The sequence below is a fragment of the Mycobacterium sp. genome (assembly GCF_044223235.1).
GTDB lineage: Bacteria > Actinomycetota > Actinomycetes > Mycobacteriales > Mycobacteriaceae > Mycobacterium.
In genome coordinates this window covers 98,855-115,331 of record NZ_JBGAME010000001.1, presented here as the reverse complement: position 1 = coordinate 115,331, position 16,477 = coordinate 98,855, and the positions used below count along the sequence as shown (strand labels likewise).

The following is a 16,477-nucleotide window of genomic DNA, read 5'->3' as shown; positions in this document are numbered from 1 at the left end:
TCGAGGATATCCCTCACACTGTGCGCAGGCTGTGGACCGGTAGCGGCTGGATGGCCTCGCGGCCCCCCAGCGCGGTGAGTTCGAGGACCACGGCGGCCCCCGACACCGTCGCTCCCCCGCTCGTCAGCAGTCTGCGGGTGGCAGACACCGTCCCACCGGTGGCAAGCACGTCGTCGATGATGACGATCGTCCGGCCGTCGATGTCGATGCCCTCTGCGGGGATCTCCAGCGTCGCCCTGCCGTATTCGAGCTGGTAGGACTCGGCGCGCACCGGCGGCGGCAGCTTGCCGCCCTTGCGCACCGCGAGGATGCCGGTGCCCAGCTTGGTCGCCACAGCCGCGCCGAGCAGGAATCCGCGGGCGTCGATGCCGGCGATCAGATCGGCGCCCGCCGCGATCTCGGCCAGCGCATCCGTAACCGCGGCCAGGCCGCGGGCGTCGGCGAGCAGTGGGGTCAGGTCCTTGAACCGGACGCCGGGTTCGGGAAAGTCCGGCACCTCACGGGTCATCGACGCGATCAGCGCCGCGACGTCCTGGCCGCCGGTCACTGCGCCAACATCCAACGGTCCATGTTCCACCCCGCGCCCCATCGAGTCGGATTGCTGCTCACGGCATACATCTTGTTCGATGTGAGCAGGGTTCGCTGCTGACGGTACAGCGGCAGGGTCGGCATGTCCGCCCACAGGATCGGCGCACCCTCCCCGAGCAGGCGGGCCAGCTCCTTGGGATCCGAGGTCACCGCCAGGGCGCCGATGACGCCGTCCACCCGCTCGTTCTCGTAACCGGGCAGGTTGTTGCCGTTGCCGCTGTGCAGGGCGTAGGCATCGACCGCCGACGACCCGCTCGACCCGGCACCCGTGGCTCCGCCGGTGCTGGCGAGCAGCACGTCGATCTCGTTGTTGCGCAACGAGAGCGGGCCGATGGTGTCGGTCGCGGAGTCCTGGACGGTGATTCCCGCAGGCGCACACGCCTTGGCGATCGCCCCGACGGTGGCCGCGAGGCGGGCGTTGGGGCTCTGGTAGCCGATGCGCACGGTCAGCGGCCGGTTCTCGATCGCATCCCTGGCCGCGTCGGGGTTGGCTGCGGCGAACTGCCCGGCCTCGGCGGCCCCCTCCGCGCCGGTGAATGCGTCGTCGGTCGCGGGGTTGAGCCGCGAGTTGGCGACCGGCACCTCGGCGTTGCGCGCGATGACGTCGCGCGGGGTGCACAGGGCCAGCGCCCGGCGGGCAGGTGTCGCCGCCCACGGACCGGTGGGGCCGAAGATGAGCTGCTCGATACCCGCCGACGGCGAGTCGGTGCGGACGTAGTCGTCGGGCAGGTTGAGGATGCCCGACGAACCCGCGGCGATGTCGACGACGTCGAAGTCGCCCCGGTTCACCCGTTCCTGCATATCGGCGCGACGCGGCCAGACGGTGACCCGGTTGGTCACCGGCCTGGCACCCCACCACCGGTCGTTGGCGGCCAGCACGACGGCGCCGTCGGGCGTCACCGACGCCAGTTTGTACGGGCCGGACGACGGAAACCGCTTGAGGTCGAGGTCGGGGCGCAGATCCCAGGTGGTGTTCCAGGCGTCGGCGATGCGCTGCAGGGTCGGCCCGTCGTTGTCCTTCACCGCGTTCGTGACGCCGCCGTCGCCGAGGCCGAGTTCGTCGGCGATGACGTGGGACGGCATCAGCGCCGTCGCCGTGAACAGCTGCCCGTAGTCGACGAAGGAACGGTCCTGAGCGAATGACACCCGCGCGCGCTTCTGGCCCGGCGCGCAGTCCACCGTGGCGACGTCGGCGTATCCGGCCCGGCTGGCGGCGTCGAATCCGGGGAACCTGCCCGACTGCGACGCCCAGGCCAGCACCATGTCGTCGCAGGTGATGGGCTTGCCGTCGGAGTACACCGCGGCGTCGCTGATCTGATAGTCGAGCACCAGCGGCGCCCTGCCGACCAGCGAGATCGTGCCGAAGTCGTGGTCGCCGACCGTCTGGCCGTCGGGCCCGTGATAGGTGAAGCCGATCAGTGTCCTGGCGAACGCCTGCGGCCCACCCGATGCGGCGCCGGCGACGGTGTTGGTGTTGTAGCTGATCAGCGAACCGTCGACGGCATAGGCGACCTCCTCGGCGGTGGGACTCGAACACGCCGACACACCGACGGGTGCGGCCAGCGCCAGCACCGCCGCCGCGACGGCGGCACGCCGTGTCGGGGCAGCCATTCCGCGACTACCGCCGCCGGGTGCTTCGTTTACCCGACGGACGTCCGGTCCTGGTGCCGCCCGTCGGCCGCGAGGGTCTGGCGCCCGGCGCCGGCTTCTCTGGTGCGGGCTTGGCGGCCACCACGGCCACCGCCTCCCGGTCGGCGACGACCTCCCCGCTGGGACCGTCGGTCACCTTGGCGGCGGCGGCCTTGCGGCGGTTGAGCACCCGGCGGGTGTGGGTGCGGACCAGTTCCGTGCGCTCCCGCAACGACACCAGCAGCGGGGTGGCGAAGAAGATCGACGAGTAGGTGCCCACGATGACACCGACCAGCTGGACCAGGGCGAGGTCCATCAGGGTGCCGACTCCCAGCAGCCAGACCGCGACGACCATCAGCGAGATGATCGGCAGCACCGAGATCAGGCTGGTGTTGATCGATCGCATGAACGTCTGGTTGACCGCCAGATTGGCCTGTTCGGCGAAGGTGCGCCGGGTGGTGTGTTCGAAGCCCTGGGTGTTCTCCTCCACCTTGTCGAACACGATCACTGTGTCGTACAGCGAGAAACCCAGAATGGTCAGCAGGCCGATGACAGTGGCCGGGGTGATCTCGAAACCGACAAGGGCGTACACGCCTGCGGTGACGATGATGTCGAAGAACATCGTGGCCATGGCCGACATTGCCATATACCGCTCGTAGCGGATGGTGATGTAGATGGCCGCCAGGACCAGGAACACCGCGAGCGCGATGAGCGCCTTCTGGGTGATCTGCCCGCCCCAGGTCGACGACACCGCCGAATCGCTGATCGTCTGCGGGCTTGACTGGCCATCGGCCGAGTGGGGCTGGAAGGCCTCGTACAGCGCGGTGCGCAACTGTTCGGTCTGGGCGTTGGTCAGGGTCTCGGAGCGGACCTGCACCGTGGCGGAGTCACCGCTGCCGACCACCACAACCGACTCGGGGGATCTACCTAACGTCCTGCTGAAGACGTCTTCGACCCCGTTGGTCTCGATCGCGCCGTGTGCGCCCTGGGCGGGCAGCGACACCTTGGTGCCACCCTCGAAGTCGATGCCCAGGTTCAGCCCGCCGGTGAGAAGCCGAAACGCGATCGCCGCGATCGCCACGGCGACGATGGCGCCGCTGATGAGGAACCACAGCTTGCGTTTGCCGATGACCTCGAAGGCGCCCGTACCGGTGTAGAGCCGGACGAAGAATCCGTGCTGCGGCAGGGCCGAGGACGTGGACTCGATGCTCGGGGCCTCGACGGCACCGCTGCGTTCGTCGGTCGTGACCTCGTCGGTGACACTGTCGTTGACAGTGTCGTCGGTGACTGTGACGTCGGTGTCGGTCGTGTCCGTCTTGTCGTGCCGGTCGGCCATGCCTATTCCCGTCCCGCCGCCGCGTGGGACGCGGCCCGTCGTTCACGCGCGATCTGCTGCACGGCGCCGAGGCCGTTGTATACCGGCTTGGCCAGCACCGTCGACTTGGACGCCAGGTACACCAGTGGCCAGGTCACCAGGAACACGACGACGACGTCGAGGATGGTGGTCAGGCCCAGCGTGAAGGCGAAGCCCTTGACCTGACCGACCGCCAGGAAGTAGAGCACCACCGCCGCGAGGAACGTCACCGCGTTACCCGACACGATGGTCTTGCGGGCGCGGGCCCAACCTCGCGGTACCGCCGAGCGGAACGAGCGGCCCTCCCTGATCTCGTCCTTGATGCGTTCGAAGAACACCACGAAGGAGTCGGCCGTCATACCGATACCGATGATCAGACCGGCGATGCCTGCGAGGTCGAGGGTGTAGTTGATGTAGCGGCCCAGCAGCACCAGGATGCCGTACACCATCGCGCCGGATGCGACCAGCGACAGCGCCGTGAGCAGCCCCAGCACCCGGTAGTAGAGCAGCGAGTACAGCAGCACCGCGGCGAGCCCGATGGCGCCCGCGATCAGCCCCGCCCGCAGCGACGTCAGGCCCAGCGTGGCCGACACCGTCTCGGCTTCCGACGACTCGAAGGACAGCGGCAGCGAACCGTACTTGAGGACGTTGGCCAGCTCGCGGGACGAATCGGCAGTGAACTGCCCGGTGATCTGGGTGCGCCCGCCCGGGATCGCCTCCTGGATCGTGGGGGCGCTGACCACCCGCGAATCCAGCGTGAAGGCGGTCTGCGTGCCGACGTTGGCCGCGGTGAAGTCGGCCCACGTGGTCGCGGCGTCACCCTTGAACTGCAGGTCGACGACATACTCGCCGCGCTGCTGGTCGAGTCCGGACGTGGCGTTCTGGATCTGCTCACCGCTGATGATCGACGGTGCCAGCAGGTACACCGTCTCGCCGTCGGTGGAGCAGGTGATCAGTGGCAGCGTCGGGTCGTCGTTGCCCGCCAGCACGTCCTCGTCGCCGCAGCGGGTGGCCTGGTACTGAAGCGCGATCACCTGCACCGACTGGTCGGTGCTCTGCCGGATCTGCTTCTCCTGGGCGATGCGCTGCGCCAGATCCGCACGCGGGTTCGGCGCTCCCGGCGGCGCCTGTCCCGGGGGGCCGGGCTGACCGGGCTGGCCAGGCGCCGGTGACGGACTCGGCGCGGGCGCCGGTGACGGACTCGGCGGCGGCTGCTGTGGATACGGACGCGGCTGCGGCGCCGGCTGCTGTCCGGTGGGCGGCGCCTGCGGGGCTTGCCCGGCCGGGGCCTGCTGCGCGGGGGCCTGCCCCGGCGGGGCCGCAGGCGCACCGGGGACGCCCGGCGCCCCCGGCTGGCCCTGCGGCGCGCCGGCGGGCGGCTGCTCACCGCCGGGCTGCCTGGCCGGCATCGCATATGAGACGGGGCGGATGTAAAGCCGCGCGGTCTGGCCGAGGTTGCGGGCCTCGCTGCCGTCGTTGCCCGGCACCGTGATGACCAGGTTGTCACCGTCGATGACGACCTCGGAACCCGAGACGCCGAGCCCGTCGACGCGCGCGCTGATGATCTGCTGAGCCTGGTCGAGCGCTTCGCGCGTCGGCGGCGTCCCGTCGGGGGTGCGGGCGGTCAGCGTGACCCGGGTGCCGCCCTGCAGGTCGATTCCCAGCTTGGCTTCCGGTCGCTTGTTCCCGGTGAGGAACACCAAGAGATAGACGCCGATGAGAAGCACCAGGAAGAGCGTCAGGTAGCGCGCAGGGTGCACCGGCGTCGAAGTCGATGCCACGTTTGTAGGGTCTCCTCGAAGATCAGTTCGTCAGCACCGCAAAGGGTACGTGGTCACGCTGAGTTCGCAGCTACCAGTCTTTCTTCAACCGGTTGGGATCCGACGTGTCCTCGATCACCTCGGTGGCGCTCGGCGGCGGCTCCGCGATGCTGTCGAGGCTGTCCTCGTAGCCAGCACTGTCCAGGTCGGTGCCCGGCTCGATGCGGTCGCGCACCGCCAGCTTCATCCAGGTGGTCACCACACCGGGGGCGATTTCGAGGTCGACATTGTCGTCTGTGATTCCCTTGATGGTGCCCTGCAGACCCGAGGTGGTGTGCACCCGGTCACCGACCCTCAGTGAGTTTTGCAGGTCGATGGTGGCTTGCATCGCTTTCTTCTGCCGCCGCGACGCGAAGAACATGAACGCGCCCATGATGATGAGCAGGGGCAGGAAGATGACCAGATCCATGTCAGCAACTGTCTTTCGTATCGGGACTTGTGGTCACGGCACGCGCCGACCGCGCAGGGTCGCGGCGCCTCATAGTTGACTAGTGTGCCATTGCGGCAGCGCAGAGCCGAGTCCCCCGTCGATCGGGGCGTGCCCGCCCCGGTGCCGCCGCGGTGCCGCTTCGGTGTCGCTTCGGGGCCGCTTCGGCCGCCAATGAAGCCTCGGCCGAAGGGCCGCCACCGATACCGTCGGGTTCGCCCCGATCGGGCACGCAATCCATGGCGATGGCCGCTCGACGCGGTCGTTCACAGCCGGTTCGTATACCGCGGCGACTACGCTCTGGAAGCAGCCCGAAGCCCGCGCTGCCATCCATTGCAGGAGTCGATGTGCCCATCCTCGAGCAGAGCCGCTACCTCGCCACTCCCATCCCGGGCCCGAAATCACAGGCCCTGATCGACCGCAAGGCCACCGCCGTAGCCCGGGGCGTTGGCACCACGATGCCGGTGTACGCGGCCCGCGCGGGCGGTGGCATCGTCGAGGACGTCGACGGGAACCGGCTGATCGACCTCGGGTCGGGCATCGCCGTCACCACCATCGGCAACGCCGCGCCGAAGGTGGTCGACGCGGTGCGCGCGCAGGTCGCCGACTTCACCCACACGTGTTTCATGGTCACGCCGTATGAGGAGTACGTGGCGGTGTGCGAAGCGCTCAACCGGCTCACCCCCGTCGTAGGCGAGAAACGCTCCGCACTGTTCAACTCCGGTTCGGAAGCGGTCGAGAACGCGGTGAAGATCGCCCGTTCCTACACCCACAAGTCCGCGGTGGTCGCCTTCGACCACGCCTACCACGGCCGCACCAACCTGACGATGGCGCTCACCGCGAAGGTCATGCCCTACAAGCACGGGTTCGGCCCGTTCGCCCCGGAGATCTACCGGGCGCCCCTGTCCTACCCGTTCCACGACGCCGAGTTCGGCAAGGAGATGGCGACCGACGGCGAGCTCGCGGCCCGGCGGGCGCTGAACGTGATCGACAAGCAGGTCGGCGCGGAGAACCTCGCCGCGATCATCGTCGAGCCTATCCAGGGTGAGGGCGGGTTCATCGTGCCCGCCGACGGGTTCTTGCCCGCATTGCTGGACTGGAGCCGCAAGAACGGTGTGGTTTTCATCGCCGACGAGGTCCAGACCGGCTTCGCCCGCACGGGCGCGATGTTCGCCTGCGAGCACGAGGGGGTGGATCCCGATCTGATCGTCACGGCCAAGGGCATCGCCGACGGTCTGCCGCTGTCGGCGGTGACCGGGCGCGCCGAGATCATGGACGCCCCGCACGTCAGCGGCCTCGGCGGCACCTACGGCGGCAACCCCGTCGCCTGCGCGGCCGCGCTCGCCACCATCGCGACCATCGAATCCGAGGGCCTTGTCGAGCGCGCCCGCGAGATCGAGGCGCTGATGAAGGACCGGCTGGGCCGCATGCAGGCCGAGGACGAGCGTATCGGCGACGTCCGCGGCCGCGGCGCGATGATCGCGATGGAGCTGGTCAAACCCGGCACGACCGAACCCGACGCCGAGCTGACCAAGAAGCTGGCGACGGCCGCCCACACCGCAGGCGTCATCGTCCTCACCTGCGGGACCTACGGGAACGTGCTGCGCTTCCTACCGCCGCTGTCGATCAGCGACGACCTGCTCATCGACGCCCTCGACGTGCTGGCGCTCATCCTGGCCGACCTATAGCCCAGGTATAGCCCACGTACTTCCTCGTAGCCCACGTACTTCCCCGGTCCGGCAAGGCCGCATGCCGCGACGCGAGATCCACGTTCTGCAGACAAAACCCGAGAGTGGGCCTGCAATATGTCGATCTCGGCGCGGAACGGGCGGGGTGCGTCAGCGGTGGGCGAACCGGTCGCCGCCGCGGAACATGTCACGCCAGCTGCGACGGTGCCTGCTCTGGGCGGTGGGGATGACCTCGGTGCGTTGGTCGGGCATCGGCTCCGCGGTCGGCCGGGCGACGGGATAAGTCGTCGGTGCCGGCGCGACATCCACTGGTCGCTGGGCATAGGCCACGTCGCGGGCGGTCCGGACCGACAGCCGGCCCAGCGCTGCTGCGCCCAGGAACACGATGAGCGCGCCGAGCCCGGAGAAGTAGGTCAGTTCCAGCACCACCGTCTTAGCCGGAGTGGCCGCGACCGGCACGCCGATCTCGCCCATGACGAGCATCGACGCGAACGCGCGACCCACGATGAACCAGGCACCGGCGGCCACCGCGAGCCACGAGCCGAGCATCGCCGTCGCCCGGTTGCGAGACCTCAGCAGTAGCAAGCCGCCGAGCACCGCGACCGCGCCGGGCAGCACTTCCAGCCAGCCGCGCGCGTCCGTCCACACCCACGGCGTATCGGGCGAATAGGCGAAGTCCGCGTAGGGACCGACGAACGGGATCAGCGCACCCCACAGTCCCAGGACGATGATCAGGAAACCGCTGGCCGCTCCCCTGCTGCGGGGAATCCGCATCCGGCCACCGCGCACCCCGGTCCCGGCGTCGACGTCATTCATCACTGCCTCCTCTTTCGGATCCGGGGTACCCAGTCGCGGTACGGGCCTAACGCATGCCGTCCGGACAGGGAGACGCTGGTCACAGCGGCAGCCAAACGCGTTCGCGCGGAATAATGTTAGTTTTACTAACGTAGTTTTCTTCAGACGCTGCTTCGGGCGTCTCGACTTCAATCGATTCCCAGTGATTGCGAAGGTTCCGACGATGTCCACCAATACCCGTGAAGAGCGGCTCGACCGCCGCATCGCAGATCTGTATGCCACCGACCGCCAGTTCGCCGCGGCCAGGCCCGACGACACCGTCGCCGCCGCGCTCGATGAGCCCGGACTGAGTCTGGCCGAGATCGTGCGCACCGTGATGACGAGCTACGCCGACCGGCCCGCCGTTGGTCAGCGCGCGGCGCGTTTCGCCCAGGATCTGGCCACCGGCCGCACGTCGGCCGAGCTGCTGCCCGCGTTCGACACCATCACCTACGCCGAGCTGTGGGACCGGATCACCGCGGTCGGCGGCGGCTTGCGCGAGGACCCGGTACACCCCGGCGACCGAGTCGCGATCCTCGGATTCACCAGCATCGACTACACCGTGGTGGACATCGCGCTGATCGTGCTCGGCGCGGTCTCGGTGCCACTGCAGACCAGCGCTCCGGTCGCCCAGCTCCGGCCGATCCTGGCCGAGACGGAACCAACGCTGATTGCGTCGAGTATCGACTTCCTTTCCGACGCAGTCGAATTGATTCTGACCGGACACCGGCCCGCCAAGTTGGTGGTGTTCGACTTCCGACCGGAAGTCGATGACCACCGCGACGCGCTACGGACGGCACGGGAGCGGCTGGGCGACGACGTCGCGGTGGAAACCCTCGCGGACACGATCGCGCGGGCAGCCGGCGCCGGGTTCGCACCCGCGGCACCGGCCGAGGAGAATCCGTTGACGCTGCTGATCTACACGTCCGGGAGCACGGGCACGCCGAAGGGGGCGATGTACCCGGCAGGCAACGTCGCCAACATGTGGCGCGCCAGCGCGCGGGCGGCATGGACCGCCGAACGGAATGTGCTGCCGTCGATCGTGTTGAGCTTCATGCCGATGAGCCACGTCATGGGCCGTGGCATCCTGTACGGCTCGCTGGCCTCGGGCGGCACCGCCTATTTCGCCGCGCGCAGCGATCTGTCCACCTTCCTGGAAGACCTCGCGCTGACCCGGCCCACCCAGCTGAACTTCGTTCCGCGCATCTGGGACATGCTCTTTCAGGAGTTCCAGAGCGAGGTCGACCGGCGTCTCACCCCGGGATCCGACCGGACCGCGGTGGAAGACGAGGTGTTCACCGAGCAGCGCCGCGACCTGCTGGGCGGGCGGTTCGTCACCGCCCTGACGGGATCCGCGCCGATCTCACCCGAGATGAAGGCGTGGGTGGAGACCTACCTCGACATGCACCTGCTGGAGGCCTACGGGTCAACCGAGGCCGGCGCGGTGTATGTCGACGGCCAGGTGCGGCGCCCACCGGTGATCGACTACAAGCTGATCGACGTCCCCGATCTCGGCTATTTCCATACCGACCGGCCTCATCCCCGCGGTGAGCTGGTCGTCAAGACCGAGCACCTGTTTCCCGGCTACTACCGGCGGCCGGAGGTGACCGCGGAGATGTTCGACGCCGACGGGTACTACCGCACGGGCGACATCGTCGCCGAGGTCGGCCCGGATCGGCTGGAGTACCTCGACCGGCGCAACAACGTAGTCAAGCTGTCGCAGGGTGAGTTCGTCACGGTGTCCACACTGGAGGCCGCCTTCGGGGACAGCCCGCTGGTGCGCCAGATCTACCTGTACGGCAACAGCGCCCGCGCCTATCTGCTGGCCGTCGTCGTACCGACCGAGGACGCCCTCTCGCGTCACGATCCCGCCGGGCTCAAGGCACCGATCGCGGCATCCCTGCAGGAGCGGGCGGTCGCGGCCGGCCTTCAGTCTTACGAGATACCAAGGGATTTCATCGTCGAGCCGACGCCGTTCACACTGGAGAACGGACTCCTGACCGGGATCCGCAAGCTGGCAAGGCCCAAGCTCAAGGAGCACTACGGCGATCGGCTCGAGCGGCTCTACACGGAGCTGGCCGATGCCCAGGCCGACGAGCTGAGTGCGCTGCGGCGCGACGGCGCCGGCCTGCCGGCGCTCGAGGCGGTCACCCGTGCGGCGGGCGCGCTGCTCGGGGCCACCGCCGCCGACTTGCATCCCGACGCGCACTTCACGGATCTGGGCGGGGACTCGTTGTCGGCGTTGACCTTCGCCAACCTGCTGCACGAGATCTTCGGCGTCGACGTGCCGGTCGGCGTGATCGTCAGCCCGGCCAGCGACCTCGCGGCGCTGGTCGGCTATATCGAGGGCCAGCGGGCACCGGGTGCCACCCGCCCGACGTTCGCCACCGTGCACGGCCGGGACGCCACCGAGGTACATGCCGCCGACCTCACCCTCGACACGTTCATCGACGCGGCGACGCTGGCCGCCGCACCGTCGCTGCCGGGGCCTGCCGCCGAGGTGCGGACGGTGCTGCTGACCGGGGCGACCGGATTCCTGGGCCGGTATCTGGCGCTCGAGTGGCTCGAGCGGATGGAACTGGTCGGCGGCAAGGTCATCTGCCTGGTGCGGGCCAAGTCCGACGAGGATGCGCGCCGCCGCCTTGACGTCACCTTCGACAGCGGCGACCCCGCGCTGCTGCGGCACTACCGTGAGCTGGCCGCCGCGCATCTGGAGGTCCTCGCCGGCGACAAGGGCGAGCCGAATCTCGGTCTGGACCAACAGGACTGGCAGCGTCTCGCCGACACCGTCGACCTGATCGTCGACCCGGCCGCCCTCGTCAACCATGTCCTGCCCTACAGCCAGCTGTTCGGCCCCAATGCTCTTGGCACCGCGGAGCTCATCCGCATCGCGCTGACCACCAAGCTCAAGCCGTTCGTCTACGTGTCGACGATCGGGGTGGGCGCCGGGATCGAACCGTCCCGGTTCACCGAGGACGCGGATATCCGGCTGATCAGCCCAACCCGGCGTATCGACGACAGTTACGCCAACGGGTACGGGAACAGCAAGTGGGCCGGCGAGGTGCTGCTGCGCGAGGCCCACGATCTGTGCGGACTGCCGGTCTCGGTGTTCCGCTGCGACATGATCATGGCCGACACCGGCTACTCCGGGCAGCTCAACGTGCCGGACATGTTCACCCGGCTGATGCTGAGCCTGGTCGCCACCGGGATCGCTCCGGCTTCGTTCTACGAGTTCGACGCGGACGGCATGCGCCAGCGCGCCCACTACGACGGGCTGCCCGTGGAGTTCATCGCCGAGGCGATCTCCGAGTTGGGCGCACGGGTCGTGGCCGGGTTCGAGACCTACCACGTGATGAACCCGCACGACGACGGCATCGGGCTCGACGAGTTCGTGGACTGGCTGAACGCGGCCGGGTACCCGATCGAGCGGATCGAGGACTACGGCGACTGGCTGGCGCGGTTCGAGACGGCGCTGCGGGCGCTGCCCGACAGGCAGCGGCAGGCCTCCTTGCTGCCGCTGCTGCACAACTACCGGCACCCGCAGCGTCCGCTGCGCGGATCGATGGCGCCGACGGAGCGGTTCCGGGCGGCGGTGCAGGAGGCCAAGATCGGGCCCGATTCCGAGAACCCCGACATCCCGCACCTCGCCACGCCGGTGATCGTCAAGTACGTCACCGACCTGCAGCAGCTCGGGCTGCTGTAGTCATCGCGGGTGTGAAGCCACGGCGAGGTTCCGCCCGGAATCTGGCCGTGGCTTCACATTCGGAGCGTTCAGATGAGGGCGATCACCAACAGGACGATCGCGATGACCGGGAACAGGCCCTGGACGACCGCCGAACGCGCCTTGCCCGGCGCGGATGCCAGCAGCACGATGGCCGCGGCGGCCATCGATCCCACCCCGGCGAACACCAGTGCGGCGCCGACCGCGTTGTGCCCCAATGCGATACCGACGACACCGACCGCGGTCACGATCGCCAGGAACAGGTTGTAGAAGCCCTGGTTGAAGGCGAGCAGTTTAGTGGTCTCCGCCTCCTCGCGGGTGGTGCCGAACGTCGCCCGGGTTCGCGGCGCCGTCCATTGCAGCGATTCCAGCACGAAGATGTACACGTGCAGCAACGCCGCCAGCCCGGCGAACGCCAATCCTGCGGTAATCACTGACGCATCAAGCCCTTTCCTATTCGAACAGCCCCGGCTGGCCCAGCGCGCTCACACCGCTGGGAGGGGCCAGGCCGAGGTGCGTCCACGCGAGGGCCGTTGCGACACGGCCGCGAGGGGTGCGAGCGATCATCCCGGCGCGCACGAGGAACGGCTCGCAAACCTCTTCGACAGTGGTCGGCTCCTCGCCGACGGCCACTGCCAGCGTGGACACCCCGACCGGTCCCCCGCCGAAACTGCGGGTCAGAGCCGAGATGACCGCGCGGTCGAGACGGTCAAGGCCGAGTTCGTCGACGTCGTACACCTCCAGCGCCGCCTTGGCGATGTCACGGGTGATGATCCCGTCGGCGCGGACTTCCGCGTAATCACGGACCCGGCGCAACAGCCGGTTGGCGATGCGCGGGGTGCCCCGCGACCTCATGGCGATCTCCGCGCCCGCCTCGGCGCCGAGCTCGATACCGAGGATGCCGGCCGAGCGGGCCAGGACTCGTTCCAGTTCGGCGGGCTCGTAGAAGTCCATATGGGCGGTGAAACCGAAGCGGTCGCGCAGCGGTCCCGTCAGTGCGCCGGAGCGGGTGGTCGCACCGACGAGGGTGAACGGCGCGACCTCGAGCGGTATCGACGTCGCTCCAGGGCCCTTGCCGACCACGACGTCGACGCGGAAATCCTCCATGGCCAGGTAGAGCATCTCCTCGGCAGGCCGAGCAATGCGGTGGATCTCGTCGATGAACAGCACGTCGTGCTCGACGAGGTTGGACAGCATCGCGGCGAGATCGCCTGCTCGTTCCAGCGCGGGACCGGACGTGACCCGCAGCGACGAGCCGAGTTCGGCGGCGATGATCATGGCCAGCGACGTCTTGCCCAGCCCGGGCGGACCGGACAGCAGGATGTGATCCGGTGTGCCGCCGCGGTTCTTGGCGCCCTCGATGACCAGCTGCAGCTGCTCACGCACGCGCGGCTGTCCGATGAACTCCCCGAGCGAGCGCGGTCGGAGGCTGGCGTCGATGTCGCCCTCACCGACCGTCAGCGCCGGCGAAACGTCACGCTCCTCCGGCGGATCGTCGTCCTCGAACCGGCTCATCTGTTCTTCCCCAACAGGTTCAGTGCCGCACGTAGCGCGCCCGACGTGGTCGCGTCGGCATCGGCGGCGAGCACCTTATCCGTCGCCTCCTCCGCCGCCTTGGCCGCAAAGCCTAGGCCTACAAGGGCGTCCACGACCGGACCGCGCACCGCGTGACCGTTGACCGCCGTATGCCCTGCGGTCGTGACGACGGACCCGATCTTGTCCCGCAGCTCCAGCACCAGACGTTCGGCGCCGCGCTTTCCGATGCCGGGTACCCGGGTCAGCGCGGTGACGTCGCCCTCGGCGAGGGCCTGCCGTAGCGTGGCAGCGTCGTAGACCGCCAGGGTCGCCATGGCGATTTTCGGGCCCACCCCGGAGACACCCAGCAAGGTCAGGAACAGGTCGCGGGCCTCGACGTCGGCGAACCCGTACAGCGTCATCGAGTCCTCGCGCACGATCATCGCGGTGATCAGGCGCGCCTCGGTCCCCCGCCTCAGGGTGGCCAGCGTCGACGGGGTCGCCATCACCTTGTAGCCCACGCCCGCTGCCTCGATGACGGTGTGATCGAGCGCGATGTCGAGCACTTCCCCACGCACCGACGCGATCATGGGCGCGCCGCCTTGAGCTTGGCCCGATAGGCGCGCCGCTGTTCGGCGGCCAACGCCTCGGCCTGGGCCATCCGCGCGATCATCGGCGCCCGCCAGCAGTGGCAGATCGCAAGCGCGAGCGCGTCGGCAGCATCGGCCGGTGTCGGTTTCTGTTGCAGGGCAAGGATTTTGGTCACCATCGCGGTGACCTGGGCCTTGTCGGCACGGCCGTTGCCGGTGACCGCGGCCTTGACCTCGCTCGGAGTGTGGAAGTGCACGTCGATATTGCGCCGTGCCGCGGCCAGCGCGATCACTCCACCCGCCTGCGCGGTGCCCATCGCCGTGTTCGCGTTCTGGTTCGAGAACACCCGCTCGACGGCGAGGACATCGGGTCGGTGGGTGTCCATCCAGTACTCCGCAGTGTCGCTGATGGCCAGCAGCCGCTTGGATAGCGGTTCGTCGGACGGGGTGCGGACGACGTCGACGTCGAGCGCGATGACCTGTCTGCCGCGGCCGCTCTCGATCACCGACAGCCCGCAGCGCGTCAACCCCGGGTCGACACCCATCACGCGCACGCTGCGGCCTCCCTGTCTGCGAACAACTGTTCGACACCTTAGCGGCGCGCAGCGACAAGCAGGCGCAGGACACACCCCGGCGATTCGACGATTTCGCCGTTCACAGCACGACCGGGCGCCCGAAGGCGCGGTCATCACGCACGCGGCCGTGCGCGCGAACACCGACCAGCTCATCGCGATCGTGCGGACCTCCCCGGACGACCGCTTCCAGATCGTGGCGCCGGTGTACCACGCCGCCGCCGCCATCAACGTCTTCAACACCGTCGATACCGGCGGCACGCTGGTCATCATGGAGGACTTCGACCCGCAGGCGGTTTTCCGGGCGCTCGACGAAGACCGCATCACCGCAACCATTCTGGTCCCGGCCATGATCCAAGCCTGCCTGGTCGCGGCCGCCGATGTGGAGGATCGCTCGTAGGACCGCCTCCGGTACACCGGCTACGGCGGTTCACCGATCGCGGTCGATACACTGCGCAGCGCGATCAAGGTGTTCGGCTGCGAGTTCGGGCAAGGATACGGGATGACCGAGGCCACAGCGGTTCTCACCGGCATGATGCCGAGAGACCACGACCGGGCTCCGGCCGGTGCGCCCGACCTGCTGCTGTCGTGCGGACGGCCGTTGCCCGCGGACCGCAATTGATGCGCGGCTACTGGAATCGGCCGGAAGCGACCGAACAGGCTCTGCACGGGGATTGGCTGCACCCGGGGACGCCGGACTTGTCGACGCCGACGGCTTCGTCTACGTCGAGCACCGGGTCAAGGACATGATCTCTCCGGTGGGGAGAACATCTATCCCGTGTTCGGCACATTGTTCAGCAGCGGGCGGTACTCGTCCCGCCGAGTCGACGACCTCGGTGCTAGCCGGCGAGTAGCCCGTCGATCTGGTTGATCGCCTCAGTCGCGCCCTCGATGACGCCCATGTCGAGGACCTTCTGCAGTCCCTCGGCGGTCTCGTACGTACTCACGAACACCGCCCGGGTGTGCCCCGCGACATCGGTGAACGTGTAGATATTGGTCGAAACCGGCATGGCCTCATCGGGATTGAAATCCTCGTCGGCAAAACCGTCCTTGAACGAGAACCCGTTGGGTTCGTCGACCGCGAAGATCTCCCAGTAGCCCGGATACTTCTCGCCCTGCGGGCCGGTCATGAAGTAGGTGACCCGACCGCCGGGCGTAAGACTGTGGTCGACCACCGTCGCCGGGTATTCCGGTGGCCCCCAGATCTTTTCGAGCTGACGCGGATCGGCGTAGATCTGCCAGACCCGCGCTTTCGGTGCGTCGAACTCGGCAGTGATCGTGAGGGTTCGGGTATCGACGTCGTGGGTGACATCGGTAACGGGCATGGTCAGTCCTCCTGCGGGGGTTGTTCGGTTGCCAGTAGGTCGTCGATACGCGCTACCCGGCCGCGCCAGACGAGCTCGAGCTCGGCCAGCATCGCCGACACCGCACGCACGGCTTCCACCTCGCCACTGGCGAGTTGCTCACGGCCCCTGCGCTTTTTGGCGAGGAGGCCGGCGCGTTCCAGTACGGCGACGTGTTTCTGCACCGCGGCGAAACTCATGTCGTAGTTCGCCGCCAACGTCGTGACCGAACACGCACTGCTCAGCACCCGGCGCATGATGTCGCGCCGCGTGCGGTCGGACAGCGCGTGGAACAGGGCGTCGGCCCTTTCCTCGCTGGTGTCGATCACACCGCCAACATACAACCGAATGGTTGTATGTTGCAAGCCCCGGTTCCCCGGATCACGGGCTCGCTGA

14 protein-coding genes and 1 pseudogene are annotated in these 16,477 nt (G+C 68.5%); 3 read left to right on the top strand and 12 right to left on the bottom strand.

The features are described 5' to 3' along the window. Positions 1–13: 13 nt before the first annotated feature. The 5 genes from ADBZ6K_RS00535 to yajC form a co-directional block, all read right to left on the bottom strand. Positions 14–589 carry an adenine phosphoribosyltransferase gene (locus ADBZ6K_RS00535; protein WP_526343879.1) on the bottom strand — a complete coding sequence of 192 codons (576 nt, stop codon included), beginning with the start codon at positions 587–589 and terminating at the stop codon, positions 14–16. Continuing rightward, the gene (locus ADBZ6K_RS00530) at positions 544–2,199 is read right to left on the bottom strand and encodes an ABC transporter substrate-binding protein (RefSeq protein ID WP_526343878.1); all 1,656 of its coding nucleotides are present in this window, start codon (positions 2,197–2,199) and stop codon (positions 544–546) included. Before ADBZ6K_RS00530 ends, ADBZ6K_RS00535 begins: the two co-directional genes overlap by 46 nt. Positions 2,200–2,206: 7 nt before the next feature. Beyond that, positions 2,207–3,553 carry a protein translocase subunit SecF gene (gene secF / locus ADBZ6K_RS00525; protein WP_526343877.1) on the bottom strand — a complete coding sequence of 449 codons (1,347 nt, stop codon included), beginning with the start codon at positions 3,551–3,553 and terminating at the stop codon, positions 2,207–2,209. A gap of 2 nt (positions 3,554–3,555) precedes the next feature. Then, a complete protein-coding gene (gene secD / locus ADBZ6K_RS00520) occupies positions 3,556–5,352 on the bottom strand; it encodes a protein translocase subunit SecD (RefSeq protein WP_526343876.1) in 1,797 nt (598 codons plus the stop codon). A gap of 70 nt (positions 5,353–5,422) precedes the next feature. Next, entirely contained in the window at positions 5,423–5,800 is a 378-nt protein-coding gene (yajC, locus tag ADBZ6K_RS00515) for a preprotein translocase subunit YajC (protein WP_526343875.1), read from the bottom strand. A gap of 365 nt (positions 5,801–6,165) precedes the next feature. Between yajC and gabT the strand changes: the two genes are divergently transcribed. Next, positions 6,166–7,506 carry a 4-aminobutyrate--2-oxoglutarate transaminase gene (gabT, locus tag ADBZ6K_RS00510; RefSeq protein ID WP_526343874.1) on the top strand — a complete coding sequence of 447 codons (1,341 nt, stop codon included), beginning with the start codon at positions 6,166–6,168 and terminating at the stop codon, positions 7,504–7,506. 150 nt (positions 7,507–7,656) lie between these two features. Here gabT and ADBZ6K_RS00505 read toward each other — a convergent pair whose 3' ends face one another. Then, positions 7,657–8,322, bottom strand: coding sequence for a hypothetical protein (locus ADBZ6K_RS00505; RefSeq protein WP_526343873.1), 666 nt, complete (start codon positions 8,320–8,322; stop codon positions 7,657–7,659). Between the two features lie 202 nt (positions 8,323–8,524). Here ADBZ6K_RS00505 and car point away from each other — a divergent pair, with 202 nt between their 5' ends. Next, positions 8,525–12,043 (top strand): carboxylic acid reductase, encoded by a 3,519-nt coding sequence (car, locus tag ADBZ6K_RS00500; RefSeq protein ID WP_526343872.1) that lies wholly within the window; start codon positions 8,525–8,527, stop codon positions 12,041–12,043. 68 nt (positions 12,044–12,111) lie between these two features. On the opposite strand, the gene ADBZ6K_RS00495 is transcribed toward car, so the two are convergent. The 4 genes from ADBZ6K_RS00495 to ruvC are packed head-to-tail and all read right to left on the bottom strand — an operon-like array spanning position 12,112 to position 14,720. Further along, on the bottom strand, positions 12,112–12,495 hold the full coding sequence (locus ADBZ6K_RS00495; RefSeq protein ID WP_526343871.1) for a DUF1304 domain-containing protein: 384 nt from the start codon (positions 12,493–12,495) through the stop codon (positions 12,112–12,114). Between the two features lie 19 nt (positions 12,496–12,514). Continuing rightward, positions 12,515–13,576, bottom strand: a complete 1,062-nt coding sequence (gene ruvB, locus ADBZ6K_RS00490; RefSeq protein ID WP_526343870.1) for a Holliday junction branch migration DNA helicase RuvB — start codon at positions 13,574–13,576, stop codon at positions 12,515–12,517. After that, positions 13,573–14,166 (bottom strand): Holliday junction branch migration protein RuvA, encoded by a 594-nt coding sequence (gene ruvA / locus ADBZ6K_RS00485; protein WP_526343869.1) that lies wholly within the window; start codon positions 14,164–14,166, stop codon positions 13,573–13,575. Before ruvA ends, ruvB begins: the two co-directional genes overlap by 4 nt. Further along, complete coding sequence (gene ruvC, locus ADBZ6K_RS00480) at positions 14,163–14,720, bottom strand: crossover junction endodeoxyribonuclease RuvC (protein ID WP_526343868.1); 558 nt, start codon at positions 14,718–14,720, stop codon at positions 14,163–14,165. Before ruvC ends, ruvA begins: the two co-directional genes overlap by 4 nt. Here ruvC and ADBZ6K_RS00475 point away from each other — a divergent pair. Continuing rightward, a pseudogene (locus tag ADBZ6K_RS00475) lies at positions 14,641–15,360 on the top strand (AMP-binding protein). The gene ruvC and the pseudogene ADBZ6K_RS00475 overlap by 80 nt on opposite strands. 217 nt (positions 15,361–15,577) lie before the next feature. Here ADBZ6K_RS00475 and ADBZ6K_RS00470 read toward each other — a convergent pair. Then, positions 15,578–16,063 (bottom strand): SRPBCC family protein, encoded by a 486-nt coding sequence (locus tag ADBZ6K_RS00470; RefSeq protein WP_526343867.1) that lies wholly within the window; start codon positions 16,061–16,063, stop codon positions 15,578–15,580. A 2-nt stretch (positions 16,064–16,065) separates the two neighbouring features. Next, positions 16,066–16,410, bottom strand: coding sequence for an ArsR/SmtB family transcription factor (locus ADBZ6K_RS00465; protein ID WP_526343866.1), 345 nt, complete (start codon positions 16,408–16,410; stop codon positions 16,066–16,068). Between the last annotated feature and the right edge of the window lie 67 nt (positions 16,411–16,477).

Bases quoted from the DNA above. Each gene is read 5' to 3' on its own strand.
- ADBZ6K_RS00535 (WP_526343879.1), bottom strand. From the start codon at position 589: ATGGGGCGCGGGGTGGAACATGGACCGTTGGATGTTGGCGCAGTGACC.
- ADBZ6K_RS00530 (WP_526343878.1), bottom strand. From the start codon at position 2,199: ATGGCTGCCCCGACACGGCGTGCCGCCGTCGCGGCGGCGGTGCTGGCG.
- secF (WP_526343877.1), bottom strand. From the start codon at position 3,553: ATGGCCGACCGGCACGACAAGACGGACACGACCGACACCGACGTCACA.
- yajC (WP_526343875.1), bottom strand. From the start codon at position 5,800: ATGGATCTGGTCATCTTCCTGCCCCTGCTCATCATCATGGGCGCGTTC.
- ADBZ6K_RS00505 (WP_526343873.1), bottom strand. From the start codon at position 8,322: ATGAATGACGTCGACGCCGGGACCGGGGTGCGCGGTGGCCGGATGCGG.
- car (WP_526343872.1), top strand. From the start codon at position 8,525: ATGTCCACCAATACCCGTGAAGAGCGGCTCGACCGCCGCATCGCAGAT.
- ruvB (WP_526343870.1), bottom strand. From the start codon at position 13,576: ATGAGCCGGTTCGAGGACGACGATCCGCCGGAGGAGCGTGACGTTTCG.
- ruvA (WP_526343869.1), bottom strand. From the start codon at position 14,166: ATGATCGCGTCGGTGCGTGGGGAAGTGCTCGACATCGCGCTCGATCAC.
- ADBZ6K_RS00470 (WP_526343867.1), bottom strand. From the start codon at position 16,063: ATGCCCGTTACCGATGTCACCCACGACGTCGATACCCGAACCCTCACG.